14 protein-coding genes are annotated in these 14,929 nt (G+C 39.9%); 9 read left to right on the top strand and 5 right to left on the bottom strand.

Translation table 11 applies throughout. From position 1 onward, the window contains the following. The first annotated feature begins 49 nt into the window (after positions 1–49). From H8B06_RS15955 to recA, 4 genes are all read left to right on the top strand, one after another. Positions 50–1,675 carry a S8 family peptidase gene (locus tag H8B06_RS15955; RefSeq protein ID WP_190995210.1) on the top strand — a complete coding sequence of 542 codons (1,626 nt, stop codon included), beginning with the start codon at positions 50–52 and terminating at the stop codon, positions 1,673–1,675. 72 nt (positions 1,676–1,747) lie between these two features. Further along, positions 1,748–1,930 carry a hypothetical protein gene (locus tag H8B06_RS15950; RefSeq protein WP_130143090.1) on the top strand — a complete coding sequence of 61 codons (183 nt, stop codon included), beginning with the start codon at positions 1,748–1,750 and terminating at the stop codon, positions 1,928–1,930. A 107-nt stretch (positions 1,931–2,037) separates the two neighbouring features. Continuing rightward, positions 2,038–2,697, top strand: a complete 660-nt coding sequence (gene nth / locus H8B06_RS15945; RefSeq protein WP_190995209.1) for an endonuclease III — start codon at positions 2,038–2,040, stop codon at positions 2,695–2,697. 86 nt (positions 2,698–2,783) lie between these two features. After that, a complete protein-coding gene (gene recA / locus H8B06_RS15940) occupies positions 2,784–3,809 on the top strand; it encodes a recombinase RecA (protein WP_190995208.1) in 1,026 nt (341 codons plus the stop codon). A 44-nt stretch (positions 3,810–3,853) separates the two neighbouring features. Here the strand turns inward: recA and H8B06_RS15935 are convergent, their stop codons facing one another. The 4 genes from H8B06_RS15935 to H8B06_RS15920 all read right to left on the bottom strand — a co-directional run bounded on the left by H8B06_RS15935 (position 3,854) and on the right by H8B06_RS15920 (position 5,581). Next, positions 3,854–4,462: a superoxide dismutase gene (locus tag H8B06_RS15935; protein ID WP_223857714.1), complete on the bottom strand. Its 609-nt coding sequence runs from the start codon at positions 4,460–4,462 to the stop codon at positions 3,854–3,856. A 95-nt stretch (positions 4,463–4,557) separates the two neighbouring features. After that, positions 4,558–5,028, bottom strand: a complete 471-nt coding sequence (locus tag H8B06_RS15930) for a nucleoside deaminase (protein WP_190995207.1) — start codon at positions 5,026–5,028, stop codon at positions 4,558–4,560. Beyond that, positions 5,025–5,363, bottom strand: a complete 339-nt coding sequence (locus H8B06_RS15925; RefSeq protein WP_190995206.1) for a tRNA-binding protein — start codon at positions 5,361–5,363, stop codon at positions 5,025–5,027. Before H8B06_RS15925 ends, H8B06_RS15930 begins: the two co-directional genes overlap by 4 nt. Positions 5,364–5,365: 2 nt before the next feature. Further along, a complete protein-coding gene (locus H8B06_RS15920; RefSeq protein ID WP_130143084.1) occupies positions 5,366–5,581 on the bottom strand; it encodes a hypothetical protein in 216 nt (71 codons plus the stop codon). 65 nt (positions 5,582–5,646) lie between these two features. Between H8B06_RS15920 and H8B06_RS15915 the strand changes: the two genes are divergently transcribed. The 5 genes from H8B06_RS15915 (at position 5,647) to H8B06_RS15895 (ending at position 13,873) form a co-directional block, all read left to right on the top strand. Then, positions 5,647–6,225: an outer membrane beta-barrel protein gene (locus H8B06_RS15915; protein WP_190995205.1), complete on the top strand. Its 579-nt coding sequence runs from the start codon at positions 5,647–5,649 to the stop codon at positions 6,223–6,225. Positions 6,226–6,383: 158 nt separating this feature from the next. Further along, a complete protein-coding gene (locus H8B06_RS15910) occupies positions 6,384–7,157 on the top strand; it encodes a succinate dehydrogenase cytochrome b subunit (protein ID WP_190995204.1) in 774 nt (257 codons plus the stop codon). A gap of 46 nt (positions 7,158–7,203) precedes the next feature. Then, positions 7,204–9,138: a fumarate reductase/succinate dehydrogenase flavoprotein subunit gene (locus H8B06_RS15905; protein ID WP_190995203.1), complete on the top strand. Its 1,935-nt coding sequence runs from the start codon at positions 7,204–7,206 to the stop codon at positions 9,136–9,138. A 17-nt stretch (positions 9,139–9,155) separates the two neighbouring features. Then, positions 9,156–9,935 (top strand): succinate dehydrogenase/fumarate reductase iron-sulfur subunit, encoded by a 780-nt coding sequence (locus H8B06_RS15900; protein ID WP_190995202.1) that lies wholly within the window; start codon positions 9,156–9,158, stop codon positions 9,933–9,935. Positions 9,936–10,123: 188 nt separating this feature from the next. Next, the gene (locus tag H8B06_RS15895; protein ID WP_223857713.1) at positions 10,124–13,873 is read left to right on the top strand and encodes an ATP-binding protein; all 3,750 of its coding nucleotides are present in this window, start codon (positions 10,124–10,126) and stop codon (positions 13,871–13,873) included. A gap of 60 nt (positions 13,874–13,933) precedes the next feature. Here H8B06_RS15895 and H8B06_RS15890 read toward each other — a convergent pair whose 3' ends face one another. After that, positions 13,934–14,887, bottom strand: coding sequence for a hypothetical protein (locus tag H8B06_RS15890; RefSeq protein WP_190995200.1), 954 nt, complete (start codon positions 14,885–14,887; stop codon positions 13,934–13,936). Between the last annotated feature and the right edge of the window lie 42 nt (positions 14,888–14,929).

Raw genomic sequence — 14,929 nt, 5'->3', positions numbered from 1 at the left:
ATCGACTCTAGAGTTACCTTATATTTGTCTCTTGACGAAACAAAAACATATGATTAAAACATGGAAACGGGTTGCTTTATTAGGTGTATGTATACTTCCGTTATGGGGAAATGCACAATCTAAAGGTACGAATCCCCCAAATTGGTATAATCTGGATTACGCAACAGACGGTGTGCGCGGAATTAGTACCGAAAAAGCGTACGAACTGTTGACAGGCCGGGAATCGACGCCTGTCGTCGTAGGTGTGCTAGACGGCGGTATTGATTATGAGCACGAAGATTTAAAAGATGTCATGTGGACAAACCCTAAGGAAGTTGCCGGGAATGCGGAAGATGATGATAATAATGGCTATATTGACGATGTACATGGATGGAACTTTATGGGAAATGCGGAAGGCGAAAATGTGCACTACGACAATCTGGAAGTCACCCGTTTAATCCGCCTTTACGAGCCCAAATATATCTCGGTATTACCTTCGACACCGCTGCGTGAAGACGAGCGACGGGAATTTGTAGCGTACCAACGAATGATCAGCGATTATACCAGTAAGCTCGATCAAGCAAATTTTGGCAACCTCAATTACGGTCGCCTAAAAGATGAAATTGATGCGATCACCAACAGCATAGGCAAAGATATCAAAGATATGACCAAAGCCGATATCGATGCCTTCAAACCAAAGACAGATCGTCAAAAATTGGCTATTCGCATGACGAAAAGAGAACTCAACGACGACAAGAGCTTTGAAGATTTTTATAAAGAACTGGAGGATGGGGTTAAATACTACCGGGCACAGGTAGACTATCATCTAAATAAATCTTATGATTCCAGGCATATCGTTGGCGACAATTATGAAGATGCAGATGAACGTTTTTATGGAAATGCGGATATCAAAGGCCCCGACGCTGATCATGGCACACATGTGGCGGGTATCATCGGTGCTAAACGGCACAACGGAATAGGCGTTGACGGCATCGCAGATAACGTACAGATTATGGGTGTGCGGATAGTCCCTGATGGGGACGAACGGGATAAAGACGTGGCAAATGGTATACGCTATGCTGTGGATAACGGTGCAAAAGTGATTAATATGAGTTTCGGAAAAGGGTATGTATACAATAAAAAGACCGTAGATGAAGCCGTAAAATATGCGGAGGAAAAGGATGTACTTCTCGTACATGCGGCAGGCAACGACGCCAAAGATATCGACATGGTCAAGAACTACCCGATGAAGTATTACACAGACAGCCTTGATGCTGTAACAGGAGAAGCCTCCAATTGGATTACAGTAGGCGCTACATCCTCGGGGCTTGATGGTGATTTACTAGCCGAATTCTCCAATTTCGGGTATCGGTCAGTAGATGTGTTTGCACCGGGCGTAAAAATTAACTCTACGATGCCCGAATCGACATATAAGGAACAAAATGGCACCAGTATGGCTGCTCCGGTGGTATCTGGATTAGCGGCTTTATTACGCTCCTATTATCCGGAACTGACTGCCAAAGAGGTGAAAGATATTATCTTAAAATCGGTAACTAAGGTAGACGAAAAAGTAAAGATTAGTGTAGACGGGTCTACCAAAAAGGTTTACTTAGATGAGATCAGTGTTTCGGGCGGAATGGTAAATGCCAAAGCCGCTATTGAAGAGGCCGATCGATATATTCTAGAAAAAAAGTAAAAAAATGTTAAATCTTACATACTATAAACTTTTATCTGGCGTTTAATATATACTTACATAATTAAAACGCTTATGGTCGAATTCTTTACAAAGGAACATGATACGGAATTAAGCGAGGAAAGGGTGAGCATGGTAGAGATAGTTGATGAAACATTTGAACAAAATCTGAAATCCAATTTACAGAAATTGGTGAAAGATCCCAGCCCCAAAGTCCTAGAGAATATATTGAACTATTCTCGTAGCTTAAGAAAGTAAAATGGCAAAGTCTCTAAATTTATTAGAGACTTTGTTTTTTAAAGCGGTATTACTTCTCTTTTGTGCTTTGTCTTTTACGTTTTACTTTTTAATTTCTAATTTTGTTCATGCTGAAAAAAGAACGGTATCAGGAATTTGTAAAGTATTTTTCGACACACAGCCCTGATGCACAAACAGAATTAAATTATAGTAACCCATACGAGCTCTTGGTGGCGGTCATTTTATCTGCACAGTGTACAGACAAACGCATCAACCTAGTGACCCCCAAGCTCTTCGAACGCTTCCCCGACGCTCCGTCATTAGCGGCTAGTACCACAGATGAAGTATTTACATATATCCGATCAGTGAGCTATCCAAATAATAAAGCCAAACATCTAGTGGGAATGGCCAAAAAATTGCTGGAAGAGTTTCAGGGCGAAGTACCCGAAAAAGTAGAAGATCTTATCAAATTACCTGGTGTAGGAAGAAAAACGGCTAACGTGATCTCATCTGTGGTATACAACAAACCGGCTATGGCCGTAGATACGCATGTTTTTCGGGTGAGCAATCGTTTAGGATTAACAAGCCGTGCCACGACCCCGTTGGCTGTGGAAAAGCAATTGGTCAAATATCTCCCAGAGGATACGATCGCTATCGCACATCATTGGCTTATCCTTCATGGACGGTATATCTGTGTAGCGAGGCGCCCTAAATGTGAGATATGTCCTATTACCTATTTCTGCAAGTATTTTGAAACGCATTATACCAAAACGGCAAGGAACGCATAAGCTAAATAGATAGGCTAAAAATATTAGCATATTAATTTGGTGATTTTAAATTTTAATCTTATTTTTGACTAGACAATACTAAAAATATGAGTAACGCAGACAAACTAAAAGCTTTACAGCTAACTTTAGATAAATTGGAGAAATCGTATGGAAAAGGTACGATTATGAAATTGGGGGATTCAGCAGTAGAGCCCATCGAGGCGATCTCAACAGGTTCTCTTGGCCTAGACATAGCATTGGGTATCGGAGGAGTACCTAAAGGTCGTATTATTGAGATTTATGGACCGGAATCTTCAGGTAAAACCACCTTGGCTACGCATATTGTTGCTGAAGCTCAAAAAAAAGGAGGAATAGCGGCTATCATTGATGCGGAGCACGCTTTTGATAAATACTACGCACAAAAGCTAGGGGTAGATGTCGAAAATCTACTTATCTCTCAACCCGACAATGGAGAACAGGCATTGGAAATTGCCGACAACCTTATCCGTTCGGGTGCGATCGATGTTATTGTGATCGATTCCGTTGCAGCGTTAGTGCCTAAAGGAGAAATTGAGGGGGAAATGGGAGATTCCAAAATGGGTCTCCAAGCCCGTTTGATGTCGCAGGCTTTGCGGAAACTAACCGGGACAATCTCTAAAACCAATTGCTGTTGTATTTTTATCAACCAATTGCGGGAGAAAATTGGTGTTATGTTTGGAAACCCAGAAACGACCACGGGTGGAAATGCATTGAAATTCTATGCCTCCGTTCGTTTGGATATTCGCAGAACTTCCCAAATTAAAGATAGCGACGAAGTAGCGGGTAACCGTGTTAAAGTAAAAATTGTAAAAAATAAAGTAGCGCCACCATTCCGTTTAGCAGAATTTGACATTATGTTTGGTGAAGGAATCTCTAAAGTAGGTGAAATCATAGACCTAGGTGTAGAATATGGCATCATCAAAAAGTCTGGCTCATGGTTTAGTTATGGTGACACCAAATTAGGGCAAGGGCGTGATGCTGTCAAGAGCTTACTACTGGACAATCCCGATTTAAGCGACGAACTCGAAGCTAAAATCCGGGCAGAAGTTAGTGGTAGTGATCTTGATGAACATATCGCCGGAACAGAAGAATAAAAAAAGCCTGGGAAAATTTCCCAGGCTTTTTTTATTTCAGACGCTTACTTCGCTTCTTGATAGCGTTTCGCTACAGCATCCCAATCGATAACGTTGAAAATCGCATCAAGGTAGGCAGGACGTTTGTTCTGATATTTCAAATAGTACGCATGTTCCCATACATCAATACCCAAAATAGGTGTGCCCTGTACTTCTGCTACGTCCATCAATGGATTATCTTGATTCGGAGTAGATGTTACAGCGAGTTGTCCATCTGCTTTCACAACTAGCCACGCCCAACCAGAACCAAAACGCGTAGCACCTGCATTCTGTAATTGTGTCTTCAATTCTGAGAATGAGCCAAACGCTTGGTTGATAGCCTCTGCTAACTCACCCGTAGGCTCGCCGCCGCCATTTGCACTCAAAATAGTCCAAAAAAGCTTATGGTTAAAATGTCCTCCACCATTGTTGCGAACAGCAGCAGGATATTTAGAAATGTTTTTGTTGATTTCTTCTAAAGATAAGTTTTCAGCATCTGTCCCTGCAATCGCTTTATTTAAGTTGTCTACATAGGCTTGGTGGTGACGATCATGGTGAATTTCCATGGTTTCTTTGTCAATGTGCGGCTCCAACGCATTGCTGGCGTATGGTAAAGCTTCTAATTCAAATGCCATAATATTTCTGTTTTTTGATTATAATTAAATAAGAACACGAATATAACAATTTCAATGGGCTTCGGTTTTATTTACCTCTCAAAAGTTTTTTTTCTTCATCTTTTATTACGAAAAAATGATTTTATCAGATTAGCGCATTCCGTCGCCAGCACACCCGAAGTCACCTCTGTTTTGGGATGATAAAGATTACCATAGCGGGAAGCTCCCCTTTTTTCATCCTCCGCTCCATACACAATCTTGGCGATTTGTGCCCAATAGGATGCCCCGGCACACATCACACAGGGTTCTACCGTAACATACAAGGTACAATCTTTTAAATATTTCCCTCCCATATAATTAGAGGCGGCGGTAAAAGCCTGCATTTCAGCATGCGCGGTCACATCATTCAATCGTTCCGTAAGATTATATCCCTTTCCTATGATCTTACCTTGACTAACGATAATAGCCCCAATAGGAATTTCATCCTCTTCATAGGCCTTTTGCGCTAGCTTTAGCGCCTCTCGCATATAAGCTTCATCTGTTGCTACAGGACCAAAGTCCGTCGGTTCAAAATTATATATTTTCATATTAATCTCGTGCCATTTGGGACCTTCCGCTCTATCGAACTCAATACGATATCCCCATTCTCGTCCGGTAACCCTGTTACCAAGCATTCTGACATAAAATCGGCTATTTGCTTTTTCGGGAAATTGACGACCGCTATAATTTGCCGGCCTATTAAGTCCTCTTTTTTATAGTGTGCTGTAATCTGTGCACTAGATTTCAATATACCCAACTTACCAAAATCGATACGCAATTGATAAGCTGGTTTACGTGCTTTCGGAAAATCTTCCACGTCTATTATCGTTCCGGCACGCAAATCCACGCTTTCAAAATCGGTCCATGTAATCAATTCTGCCATTCCTACAAACGATTTGATTCTAGATTTGACAATTCTTTTGCCAATGTAAATGCAATATATTCCTTATCGCGCCGAAGTCTCTTTGCAAGGCGAGCTACCAACGCATCCTCTTCTCCGGGCGTATAGGCTAAATCCCCAGTTGTTAAGTGGTTATATTTTCTACTCAATTTTATTTTCAAGATTTCCCAGGCTTCGGCTGTTATTTTTAACACACTCATATATCAAATTTTAAAACAAATATCTTATTATTGTAGTTGTAATAAAATAAACAAATATTTTCCACATGAAAAAATCTATACTTACTTTAATTTGTTTGATCGCCGCTATCGGCATTTCACAAGCACAATTATTCCCTACATTTAAAGTGGGATTAAAGGGCGGATTAGGCTTCTCTAGTCTGCGGTCCGAAGGAAGATTTCTTAATTCAGATACGAAAACAGGATTCCAATTGGGAGCGTGGGGTCGCGTGGGAATAGCAGGGTTCCATGTACAACCTGAAGCTTATTATGCCAGTAAAAAAGTAGGCATTCAAACAGAAGATGGTCAAAATGGCGATGCTACCTTTAAAAGTTTTGATGTACCCGTTTTACTCGGAACAAGAATCGGACTCGGTCCCATTGGTGCTCGGATTCAAGCCGGCCCTGTATTCTCTTTTGGACAAAACGAGGACATAAGTTTCACAAAACCGGCAGAATGGTCAAACTATAAAAAAAGCTCCACAGGTATCATCGGTGGTATTGGAGCTGATATTAGCAGCTTTACCGTTGACCTACGTTACGAACACGGATTGAGCAATTTGAACGAAACCGGTAATCAAAAAATAAGGATGTGGACTATCGGAGTTGGGTTCTCCTTTTTATAGACTTTAAATCATTATATAAACATACAAAGAGGTTGTTCAGCAGGGCAACCTCTTTTTTGATTAGAAACGTTCTAAATTGTTTGTTTTCCACACTACTTTGTCATATTTATGTTAGCAAATAAATAGATTTGCGAAAATATATATAAACATCTAGGATAATGAGTAATTCAAAGCCAGTTTTAAATTCTTCACTTGGAAGAAAACTAATCATGAGCTTGACGGGGATTTTTTTATGTCTGTTCCTGATCGTTCATTTGATTGGTAACTTGCAGCTATTTAAAAACGATGCGGGGTACGCTTTCAACCAGTATGCGTATTTCATGACCCACTTTACCCCTATTAAAGTAGTATCATATCTACTTTACGCTTCAATCATTTTACATGCTATTTATGCCTTAGTCTTGACGATGAAAAACAAGGCTGCTCGTCCTATCGGCTATGCACAGTTTAATGGTGCTGCAAATAGTAAGTGGAATTCCCGTAACATGGGAATCTTGGGCACAATCATCTTGGTTTTCCTCGCCACACACATGTATAATTTCTGGTGGAAATACCATAACGATCAAGTACCCTATGTGGAATATCGCACGGATTTGGCAACAGGTGAAACCGCTGTACAGGAGATACAAGCTACTGAATTTAATGATTATCAGGTTACGGTTGAGAACAATGTGGAAATCATCAAAGCACGGGACCTTTACAAACAGGTAGATTTTGCTTTTCAGAATATCGGAATCGTGATCTTCTATGTCCTAGCCATGGCGGCCCTGTCGTTTCACTTGATCCACGGATTCAAGTCGGCGTTCCAGACGTTAGGTGTTTCTCATAAAAAATACGTACCTATCATTGAGTTTTTAGGTGTTTGGGTATTCGGTGTTATTATTCCGATTGGTTTTGCATTGATGCCACTATATTTTTATTTCGTTAAATAATATTTTAGGATATATCCATATCTGTTAAATATAAATTATTTAAAATATGTTAGATTCGAAAGTACCTGCAGGCCCATTAGCCGAGAAATGGTCAAAACATAAATTCAACATGAAGCTGGTCAACCCAGCCAACAAGCGTAAGTTCACTATCATTGTGGTGGGTACAGGTTTGGCAGGAGCATCGGCAGCAGCTTCATTGGCAGAACTTGGTTACAATGTCAAAACATTTTGTTATCAGGACTCTCCACGTCGTGCGCACTCTATTGCGGCACAAGGGGGTATAAATGCTGCTAAAAACTACCAAAATGATGGGGACTCCGTGTTTCGTTTATTCTACGACACGATTAAAGGAGGAGATTATCGCGCACGCGAAGCCAATGTATATCGTTTAGCAGAAGTTTCCGTCAATATTATTGACCAATGTGTGGCACAAGGTGTTCCTTTTGCCCGCGAATATGGTGGATTGTTGGATAACCGTTCTTTTGGTGGGGCACAGGTATCCCGTACATTCTATGCACGTGGACAAACCGGACAGCAATTATTATTAGGTGCATATTCTGCCTTAAACCGTCAGATCAGAAAAGGGAAAGTAAAGTCGTATACGCGCCACGAGATGTTAGATTTGGTAAAGATCGACGGACATGCGCGTGGTATTATCACCCGTGACCTGGTAACAGGTAAAATAGAAGCACACGAAGGACATGCGGTATTGTTGTGTACCGGTGGTTATGGAAACGTTTTCTTCCTGTCAACCAATGCTATGGGGTGTAACGTTACAGCTGCTTGGAGAGCACACAAACGCGGAGCTTTCTTTGCCAACCCTTGTTACACACAAATCCACCCTACTTGTATTCCCGTAACCGGTGATCATCAATCGAAACTGACCTTGATGTCAGAATCGCTTCGTAATGATGGGCGGGTTTGGGTTCCAAAAACAAAAGAACTTTCTGAAAAATTACGTCAGGGACAATTAAAACCAGCAGATATTAAAGAAGAGGATCGGGATTACTTCTTGGAAAGAAAATATCCTTCTTTCGGTAACTTGGTACCACGTGACGTGGCTTCCCGCAATGCGAAAGAAATGGTCGACGACGGCCGGGGTGTTGGTAAATCTGGTGTAGCTGTGTTCTTAGATTTCGCCGACGCTATCAAACGTTTAGGAAAAGATACGGTAGAAGCTAAATACGGTAACTTGTTTGACATGTATTACCAAATTACAGACGAAAATCCGTATGAGCAACCGATGCGTATCTATCCTGCCGTACATTACACGATGGGAGGCATCTGGGTAGATTACAACTTAATGACCACAGTACCAGGATTGTATGCGTTGGGTGAATGTAACTTCTCTGACCATGGCGCTAACCGCTTGGGTGCATCGGCACTTATGCAAGGTTTATCTGACGGATATTTCGTTATTCCTTACACCGTAGGTGATTATTTAGCAAATTTGGGAAGCTTTGCGCCAGTTGATAAAAATAACCCTGCCTTCGAACAAACACGTAAGGAAGTCCAAAACAAAGTAAACGCGTTACTAAACTTGAAAGGTTCGAAAACTGTAGATGATATTCACAAGAAATTGGGAAATATCATGTGGGAATACTGTGGTATGGCCCGTACAGCAGAAGGCTTAACAAAAGCAAAAGGCTTAATTCAGGAATTGAAAAAAGAATTCTGGTCGGACGTAAAAGTGTTGGGAGAAAACGAAGAGCTGAATATGTCGTTGGAAAAAGCGGGACGTGTAGCAGACTTTCTGGAATTAGGAGAACTGATGGTAGACGATGCATTAAACCGTGCTGAATCCTGTGGAGGACATTTCCGTTTGGAATCACAAACGGAAGAGGGAGAAGCTAAGCGTGATGACGAGAACTTTACTTTTGTGTCTGCTTGGGAATTCCGAGGAGAGAATCAACCAGAAGCTTTACATAAGGAAGAGTTAGTTTTCGAAAACGTTAAATTAACACAAAGAAGTTACAAATAGTAGGGAGATATATTATCATGGCACAACATATGAATTTAACGCTAAAAATTTGGCGTCAGAAAAATGATAAAACCAAGGGTAAATTTGTCACTATCCAAGCGAAGGACATCGCAGATGACATGTCTTTCTTAGAAATGCTGGATGTGGTAAACGAAGACCTTACACGCAAGGGAGAAGACCCTATATATTTTGATCACGATTGTCGTGAAGGTATTTGTGGTATGTGTTCATTAGTTATCAACGGTCGTCCACACGGACCAAAATACGGTATCACAACCTGTCAATTGCATATGCGTTCTTTCCATGACGGACAGACTATCGTCATCGAGCCATGGAGAGCAGCGGCGTTCCCTGTATTAAAAGATCTAGCAGTTGATCGTACATCCTTTGATCGTATTCAACAGGCTGGTGGATATGTAAATGTAAATACCGGAGGTGTTCCTGATGCTAATACGATTCCTATCCCAAAACGTATTGCCGACGAAGCATTTGAGTCTGCAACATGTATCGGATGTGGGGCTTGCGTAGCTGCATGTAAAAATGCATCTGCCATGCTGTTCGTATCGGCAAAGATCTCTCAATTTGCATTATTACCACAAGGCCAAACAGAACGCTACGAAAGAGCACAGGCCATGATTGACCAAATGGATGCAGAAGGATTCGGTAACTGTACGAATACAGGTGCCTGCGAGGCAGAATGTCCCAAAGGCATCAAATTATCGAATATTGCGCGGATGAACCGGGAATATTTTGGGGCAAAATTCTTTCGCGAAGAAGATGTACATACGCATTCCTAAGGCGTAGTGTCATAATAAAAAAAAGTCCTCGTTATGTATACATAACGAGGACTTTTTTTTATATTTCCTCTATACAAAGAGACCTTGATGGCCGAGGAGCGCTAAATAAATTCATCTTTATATGCAATTAATTGCATATAAAGATGAATTTATTTAGGTTTACATCCATCGTACGGAAAAGAATGGAGATGCTTACAAAAATTCGATTTTTGCTTTTGGTGTTAACACTATCCCTGATGGGTACAGCACTCACCATTCACTTCACCATTACGGATGAAGACATGCTCGAGCTGGATGAAAAAAAACTTACACGGAAGATTCATTGGTATGAAGATAGAATTGATGACATATTGCGAGATAGCCTCGTCATCAAAACCTTCCAGCACGCCGACAAGTATCCGGTACAACTCGCTAATCTTACGACCAAGCTGGCTAAAGAATTTATCTATTTTTATATATACAACGATAACCAGATTGTGCACTGGTCTACCTATATCTACGTTCCTTTCAGTGATGTGGGATTAAGCGAAAAGACTTCTGTCATCCAAACTGAAAATCGTTCTTTCTTAACAAAGAAAAAAGAACTAACAAACGGTATTTCCGTCCTCGCTTTAGTTCCCATAAAGCGGAATTTCGAAAATACAAACCAATTCTTGCACAATAATTTTCTTTCTACTATCGGTGTTAATAATCTTGAAATTGCCGGATACGACGATAATAAAAATATACGTAATATTTATAGTAAAAATGGCAATTATCTATTTTCCGTCAAGTTAATCGAGGGAAAGAAAGATAACTTATTCATCAGTTTACAATTCTTTTGTTGGGTAGCCGGACTGGTATGTTTGATTATCTTGATCAATAGTATTGCAATTTATTTCGCAAAAAAAGGGAAAGCTTGGCTGGGAATTATCTTGTTTGCTAGTACATTGGTAGCTGTACGGTATTTAGATCTAAAATCGAACTGGTTGTTTATCCATTCCAGCCTGGAATTATTTGATCCTAAACATTATGCCTACAACCAATTTTTACCCAATATTTGGTCTTTTTTAGTAAACACATGTGCCATATTTTGGTTTATGTGCTTTATTATGTCTATTCAAAAATACCTTCACCCCCCCGCTTTTTTAACGAATAGAAAGTATGCAATTATCCTCTCCGCGATTGGTATTTTTTCGATCTATTTCTTTGGACATATCATCTATTATTTTCTAGGAACGCTTCTGACGCATTCCCCCGTATATGAAAACGACTTCACCAAAATCCTCAATCTTGGCTACTACGGTTGGTTATGTATTTTGTTATTCTGTATTAATGTACTTACACTGGTATTGTATATTGACCGGGTGGTACAAATGGTGCGTCAACTACTAAATAATATTACCGTTATACTGAATATCGAACTAATCTGCTTGGTTTTTGCCCTAATTGCCACAGCTCTTATAGGTTTTAATATTCTCTTCGGTATTCTTTTTGGTATTTTAGTTTTTCTCCGGACTTACAAAGCCTACCATTTTTCGTCGCCTTATCAGCTCTCTACATTTATTTTAACGGTATTGCTATTTTCAACCATCTCGGTCATCTCTTATAACCACTATAATGAGATAAAAAAGATGAACAGAATGGAGCAGGCCATCGCTCACCTTTTGGCTGAAGATGATGTAAACGCCGTTTCCCTTTTTATTGATCTGGAAAAAAATATCATTAACGATTATCGATTAAGTAAACTCTTTAATCTGCATGATACAATGCCCGATATTCCTTATATTACGGATTATATCAAAACAAGATATATGAGCGGGTATTTGTCAAGATTCGAATTCCAAGCATTCTATTACGACAACGAGGGTACCCCCCTAGAAAACTATACAATAAATAAACCGGCGGAATACCGGGAAAATGTAATTAAAAGTGCTATAAAAATTCCGTTCACCTCAAACTTTTACCGCTTACGTAGCGAGCTGGGGACACATGAATATTTCACCCATTTTTCCATTCCTTATGAGGACAACCCCGATAAGTTTCACCACATTTATCTCAATATAAAAAACCTATCTTATAGTACCTCTCTTCCCTATCCGGAAGTATTAGCGGACAATAATGCGACAAGCTGGCACTTTGAGTCCTTCAGGGATAATTCTTATGCGCTCTATAAAGGCAATAATCTGGTAACACAATACGGCACCTATAGCTATACGGAAAATGACCTAAGCATACCGAATAAACTGCGGGAATATATGCCTTTAACAGTAAACGATCATTATTTTCATCTCGCCTATAAGCCCGATCAATATACAACGATTGTTTTTAGTATGCCAAAAGCCTCCCTTTGGGAACATCTAGCCTTGGCATCTATCGTCTTCATACTCTTGCTCATCTTCTTCGGCCTATTTAATCTCATCAATTATCTTATCAAAACTTTTTCCAGTATATCGTTTCGATGGAATAGGATTCAGTACCATTTTCGCATCCTATTCAACAATATCCAGTATAGTACACGTATTCAAGCGTTGGTTAGTACATCCGTCTTATTGGGCACATTGATATCCGGTGCTGTCGCCTTTATCAGTTTAAACAGGCAGTTGGAAGAAACGACAACCACTAATCGATTAAAGGAAATTGCAGAAATCACTAAAAAGATTGAAAACTATATGGCCGGTAGTCAAAGTCAGGAGGGATTTAAAGAGAAAATTGTAGAAATGCTCAAAGAAATGGCCCCTTCTACCATGACAAACTTCAACCTATACGATAAGTCTGGACGGCTACTTTATTCCTCACAACAACGTATTTTTGATCTGAAGCTTATATCCGACTTTATGAATCCTGCAGCATTAAATAAACTAGCTGTATTGCGGAACTCGGAAGCTTATGAACGGGAACGTATTTCAAATTTTTGGTTCTCTTCTGTATATGCAGCTATCAAATATGAAGATTACACGACGGCTGCTTACCTAAACATCCCGTATTATACGACGGAGAAAGATGCGGCAGATAGTAAGAACCTGTTGCTAAATACCATTTTAAATATCTATACATTTATCATTATTTTATTTGGTTTCATTGCCGTAACATTGTCTCGAAAAATAACCAAACCCCTAGATATTGTACGGATGAAGCTGGCAGAGACACAATTATCCAACAAGATCAACGAACCTCTCTATTGGGATAGAAATGACGAAATCGGGATGCTCATTAAGGAATATAATCATATGTTGATTAAACTGGAAGAGAGCGCCAAACAATTGCGAGACGTGGAACGGGAAACTGCTTGGCGTGAAATGGCAAAACAGGTAGCGCATGAGATTAAAAACCCACTTACACCAATGAAGTTAGGCATTCAGCAGTTGATCCGATCCTATCACGAAAACGACAGCCGCTTTGAAGAACGTTTTCAACGTATATCGACTTCTATTATCGAACAGATTGACCTGTTATCAACTATTGCCACAGAGTTTTCTGCTTTTGCCAAATTGCCGGAGACAAGCCTGGTAAAAATCGATCTTGTTGAAAAAATTCGGAAGGCCATCAATCTCTTTAGCAATACAAGCAATACATCCATCCTTTTAATCAACGAAACATCGGATAAATCGGTCTTTGTGCAAGGCGACCGTGACCAATTCCTTCGGACATTCAACAACTTATTTAAGAATGCGATAGAAGCGAGCCTGGGTCGGAAGAAAATTAAAATTGATATTATTTTACGGTATACCGATGAAGATTTGGTCGAAATCTTGATCCAAGATAACGGTTTTGGTATCCCGCAAGATGTTATTCCTAAAATATTTAAGCCAAATTTCACGACTAAAAGCTCGGGGACCGGATTAGGTTTGGCCTTTGTAAAGCAGACAATAACGGGAATTGGGGGGAAAATTGATTTTATGACTCAAACAAATGTAGGAACAACGTTTGTTATAACGTTACCTATTTATAAAAAGTAATGAGTGATGAGCTAGTTAACTATACAATCACTGATTTACTGGTCACTGATTACTTGTCCACTACCTTAAAACGACACTAGCGCGTCCCATGATCGCATTCTCATTATACAGCAAGACAGTATAGGCTCCCTTTTTGAATTTATCTTGTGACCAAAGGAATTGATACTCTTCCCCATTATTCGTAAAACTAATGGTTTCCTTGAATGTATACTGTAATTTCTCGCCATGCACATAAAACATATTGTTAGCGTCGCCAAATAAATTACCCGATGGATCTATCACCCGAACAAATACTTCTTTATTTCCTTTCGGTGTCAGGACATTGTCTGCGACAGAAAATAAAATCTGTAATTGATCTATTCTACGGGTGCGGGATTCAGTCTCTATTTTGCCTTTTTTTGAGATTGAAATTCCATTAACCTGGATATTGGAAACTTTTAATGCAGAAGCAACATTAACTTTGCCTTTTAGCTCCGTATTTTCCTGTGAAAGAGCGGTTACTTTTTTGTCTGTCGTAGACACCTGTCTAGTCAGCGTTTGGTTCTCTCTTTGAAGAATCTCATTTCTAATTTTTAACTCATTAAGGGCAAGGCGCAAAGTAGATACATCTCCTTTTAATCGCGCAACCTCTCTCGTTGCTACCTGCATATCTTCTTCTGAAATCGTTTGATTTTCAAGCTTCGTCCGCAGTGAACTGATACTCTCCCTAGCCCGTATCTCAGAAGCCTGCATTGTCGAATCTACTCCGACTACTTTTTGCGCAACAAGATTATCTAATTCTGCTTCGATACGGTCAATCTCAATCTGTAAGTCCTGCTTTTGAATAGCCATGGTGTAGAGCTTCTCTCCAGACGACTTGAATTTTACATAAAAATAAACATTGGTTGCAAGCAATGCTGCAATAGCTATAATAAAAAAATAAATCTTCGAATTACTTTTTTTTGACGGCTCTTCGGGATATTTTTTGTTGGTGTCTAGCGCACCTCCTTTATCCTTATTTTGTTCTTTGTACATCCTCTTTTTCACATAAAATGCCGTAAAATCATTGTTATTTCT

Source organism: Sphingobacterium micropteri (assembly GCF_014692515.1).
GTDB lineage: Bacteria > Bacteroidota > Bacteroidia > Sphingobacteriales > Sphingobacteriaceae > Sphingobacterium > Sphingobacterium micropteri.
The sequence above is the reverse complement of the archived record's forward strand: the minus strand, read 5'-3'. Positions and strand labels throughout refer to the sequence as shown.

Coding starts and splice junctions, on each gene's coding strand:
- H8B06_RS15935 (WP_223857714.1), bottom strand. CDS start 4,462: ATGGCATTTGAATTAGAAGCTTTACCATACGCCAGCAATGCGTTGGAG.
- H8B06_RS15915 (WP_190995205.1), top strand. CDS start 5,647: ATGAAAAAATCTATACTTACTTTAATTTGTTTGATCGCCGCTATCGGC.
- H8B06_RS15955 (WP_190995210.1), top strand. CDS start 50: ATGATTAAAACATGGAAACGGGTTGCTTTATTAGGTGTATGTATACTT.
- H8B06_RS15950 (WP_130143090.1), top strand. CDS start 1,748: ATGGTCGAATTCTTTACAAAGGAACATGATACGGAATTAAGCGAGGAA.
- recA (WP_190995208.1), top strand. CDS start 2,784: ATGAGTAACGCAGACAAACTAAAAGCTTTACAGCTAACTTTAGATAAA.
- H8B06_RS15905 (WP_190995203.1), top strand. CDS start 7,204: ATGTTAGATTCGAAAGTACCTGCAGGCCCATTAGCCGAGAAATGGTCA.
- H8B06_RS15890 (WP_190995200.1), bottom strand. CDS start 14,887: ATGTACAAAGAACAAAATAAGGATAAAGGAGGTGCGCTAGACACCAAC.
- H8B06_RS15895 (WP_223857713.1), top strand. CDS start 10,124: ATGCTTACAAAAATTCGATTTTTGCTTTTGGTGTTAACACTATCCCTG.
- H8B06_RS15900 (WP_190995202.1), top strand. CDS start 9,156: ATGGCACAACATATGAATTTAACGCTAAAAATTTGGCGTCAGAAAAAT.
- H8B06_RS15920 (WP_130143084.1), bottom strand. CDS start 5,581: ATGAGTGTGTTAAAAATAACAGCCGAAGCCTGGGAAATCTTGAAAATA.
- H8B06_RS15925 (WP_190995206.1), bottom strand. CDS start 5,363: ATGGCAGAATTGATTACATGGACCGATTTTGAAAGCGTGGATTTGCGT.
- H8B06_RS15930 (WP_190995207.1), bottom strand. CDS start 5,028: ATGAAAATATATAATTTTGAACCGACGGACTTTGGTCCTGTAGCAACA.
- nth (WP_190995209.1), top strand. CDS start 2,038: ATGCTGAAAAAAGAACGGTATCAGGAATTTGTAAAGTATTTTTCGACA.
- H8B06_RS15910 (WP_190995204.1), top strand. CDS start 6,384: ATGAGTAATTCAAAGCCAGTTTTAAATTCTTCACTTGGAAGAAAACTA.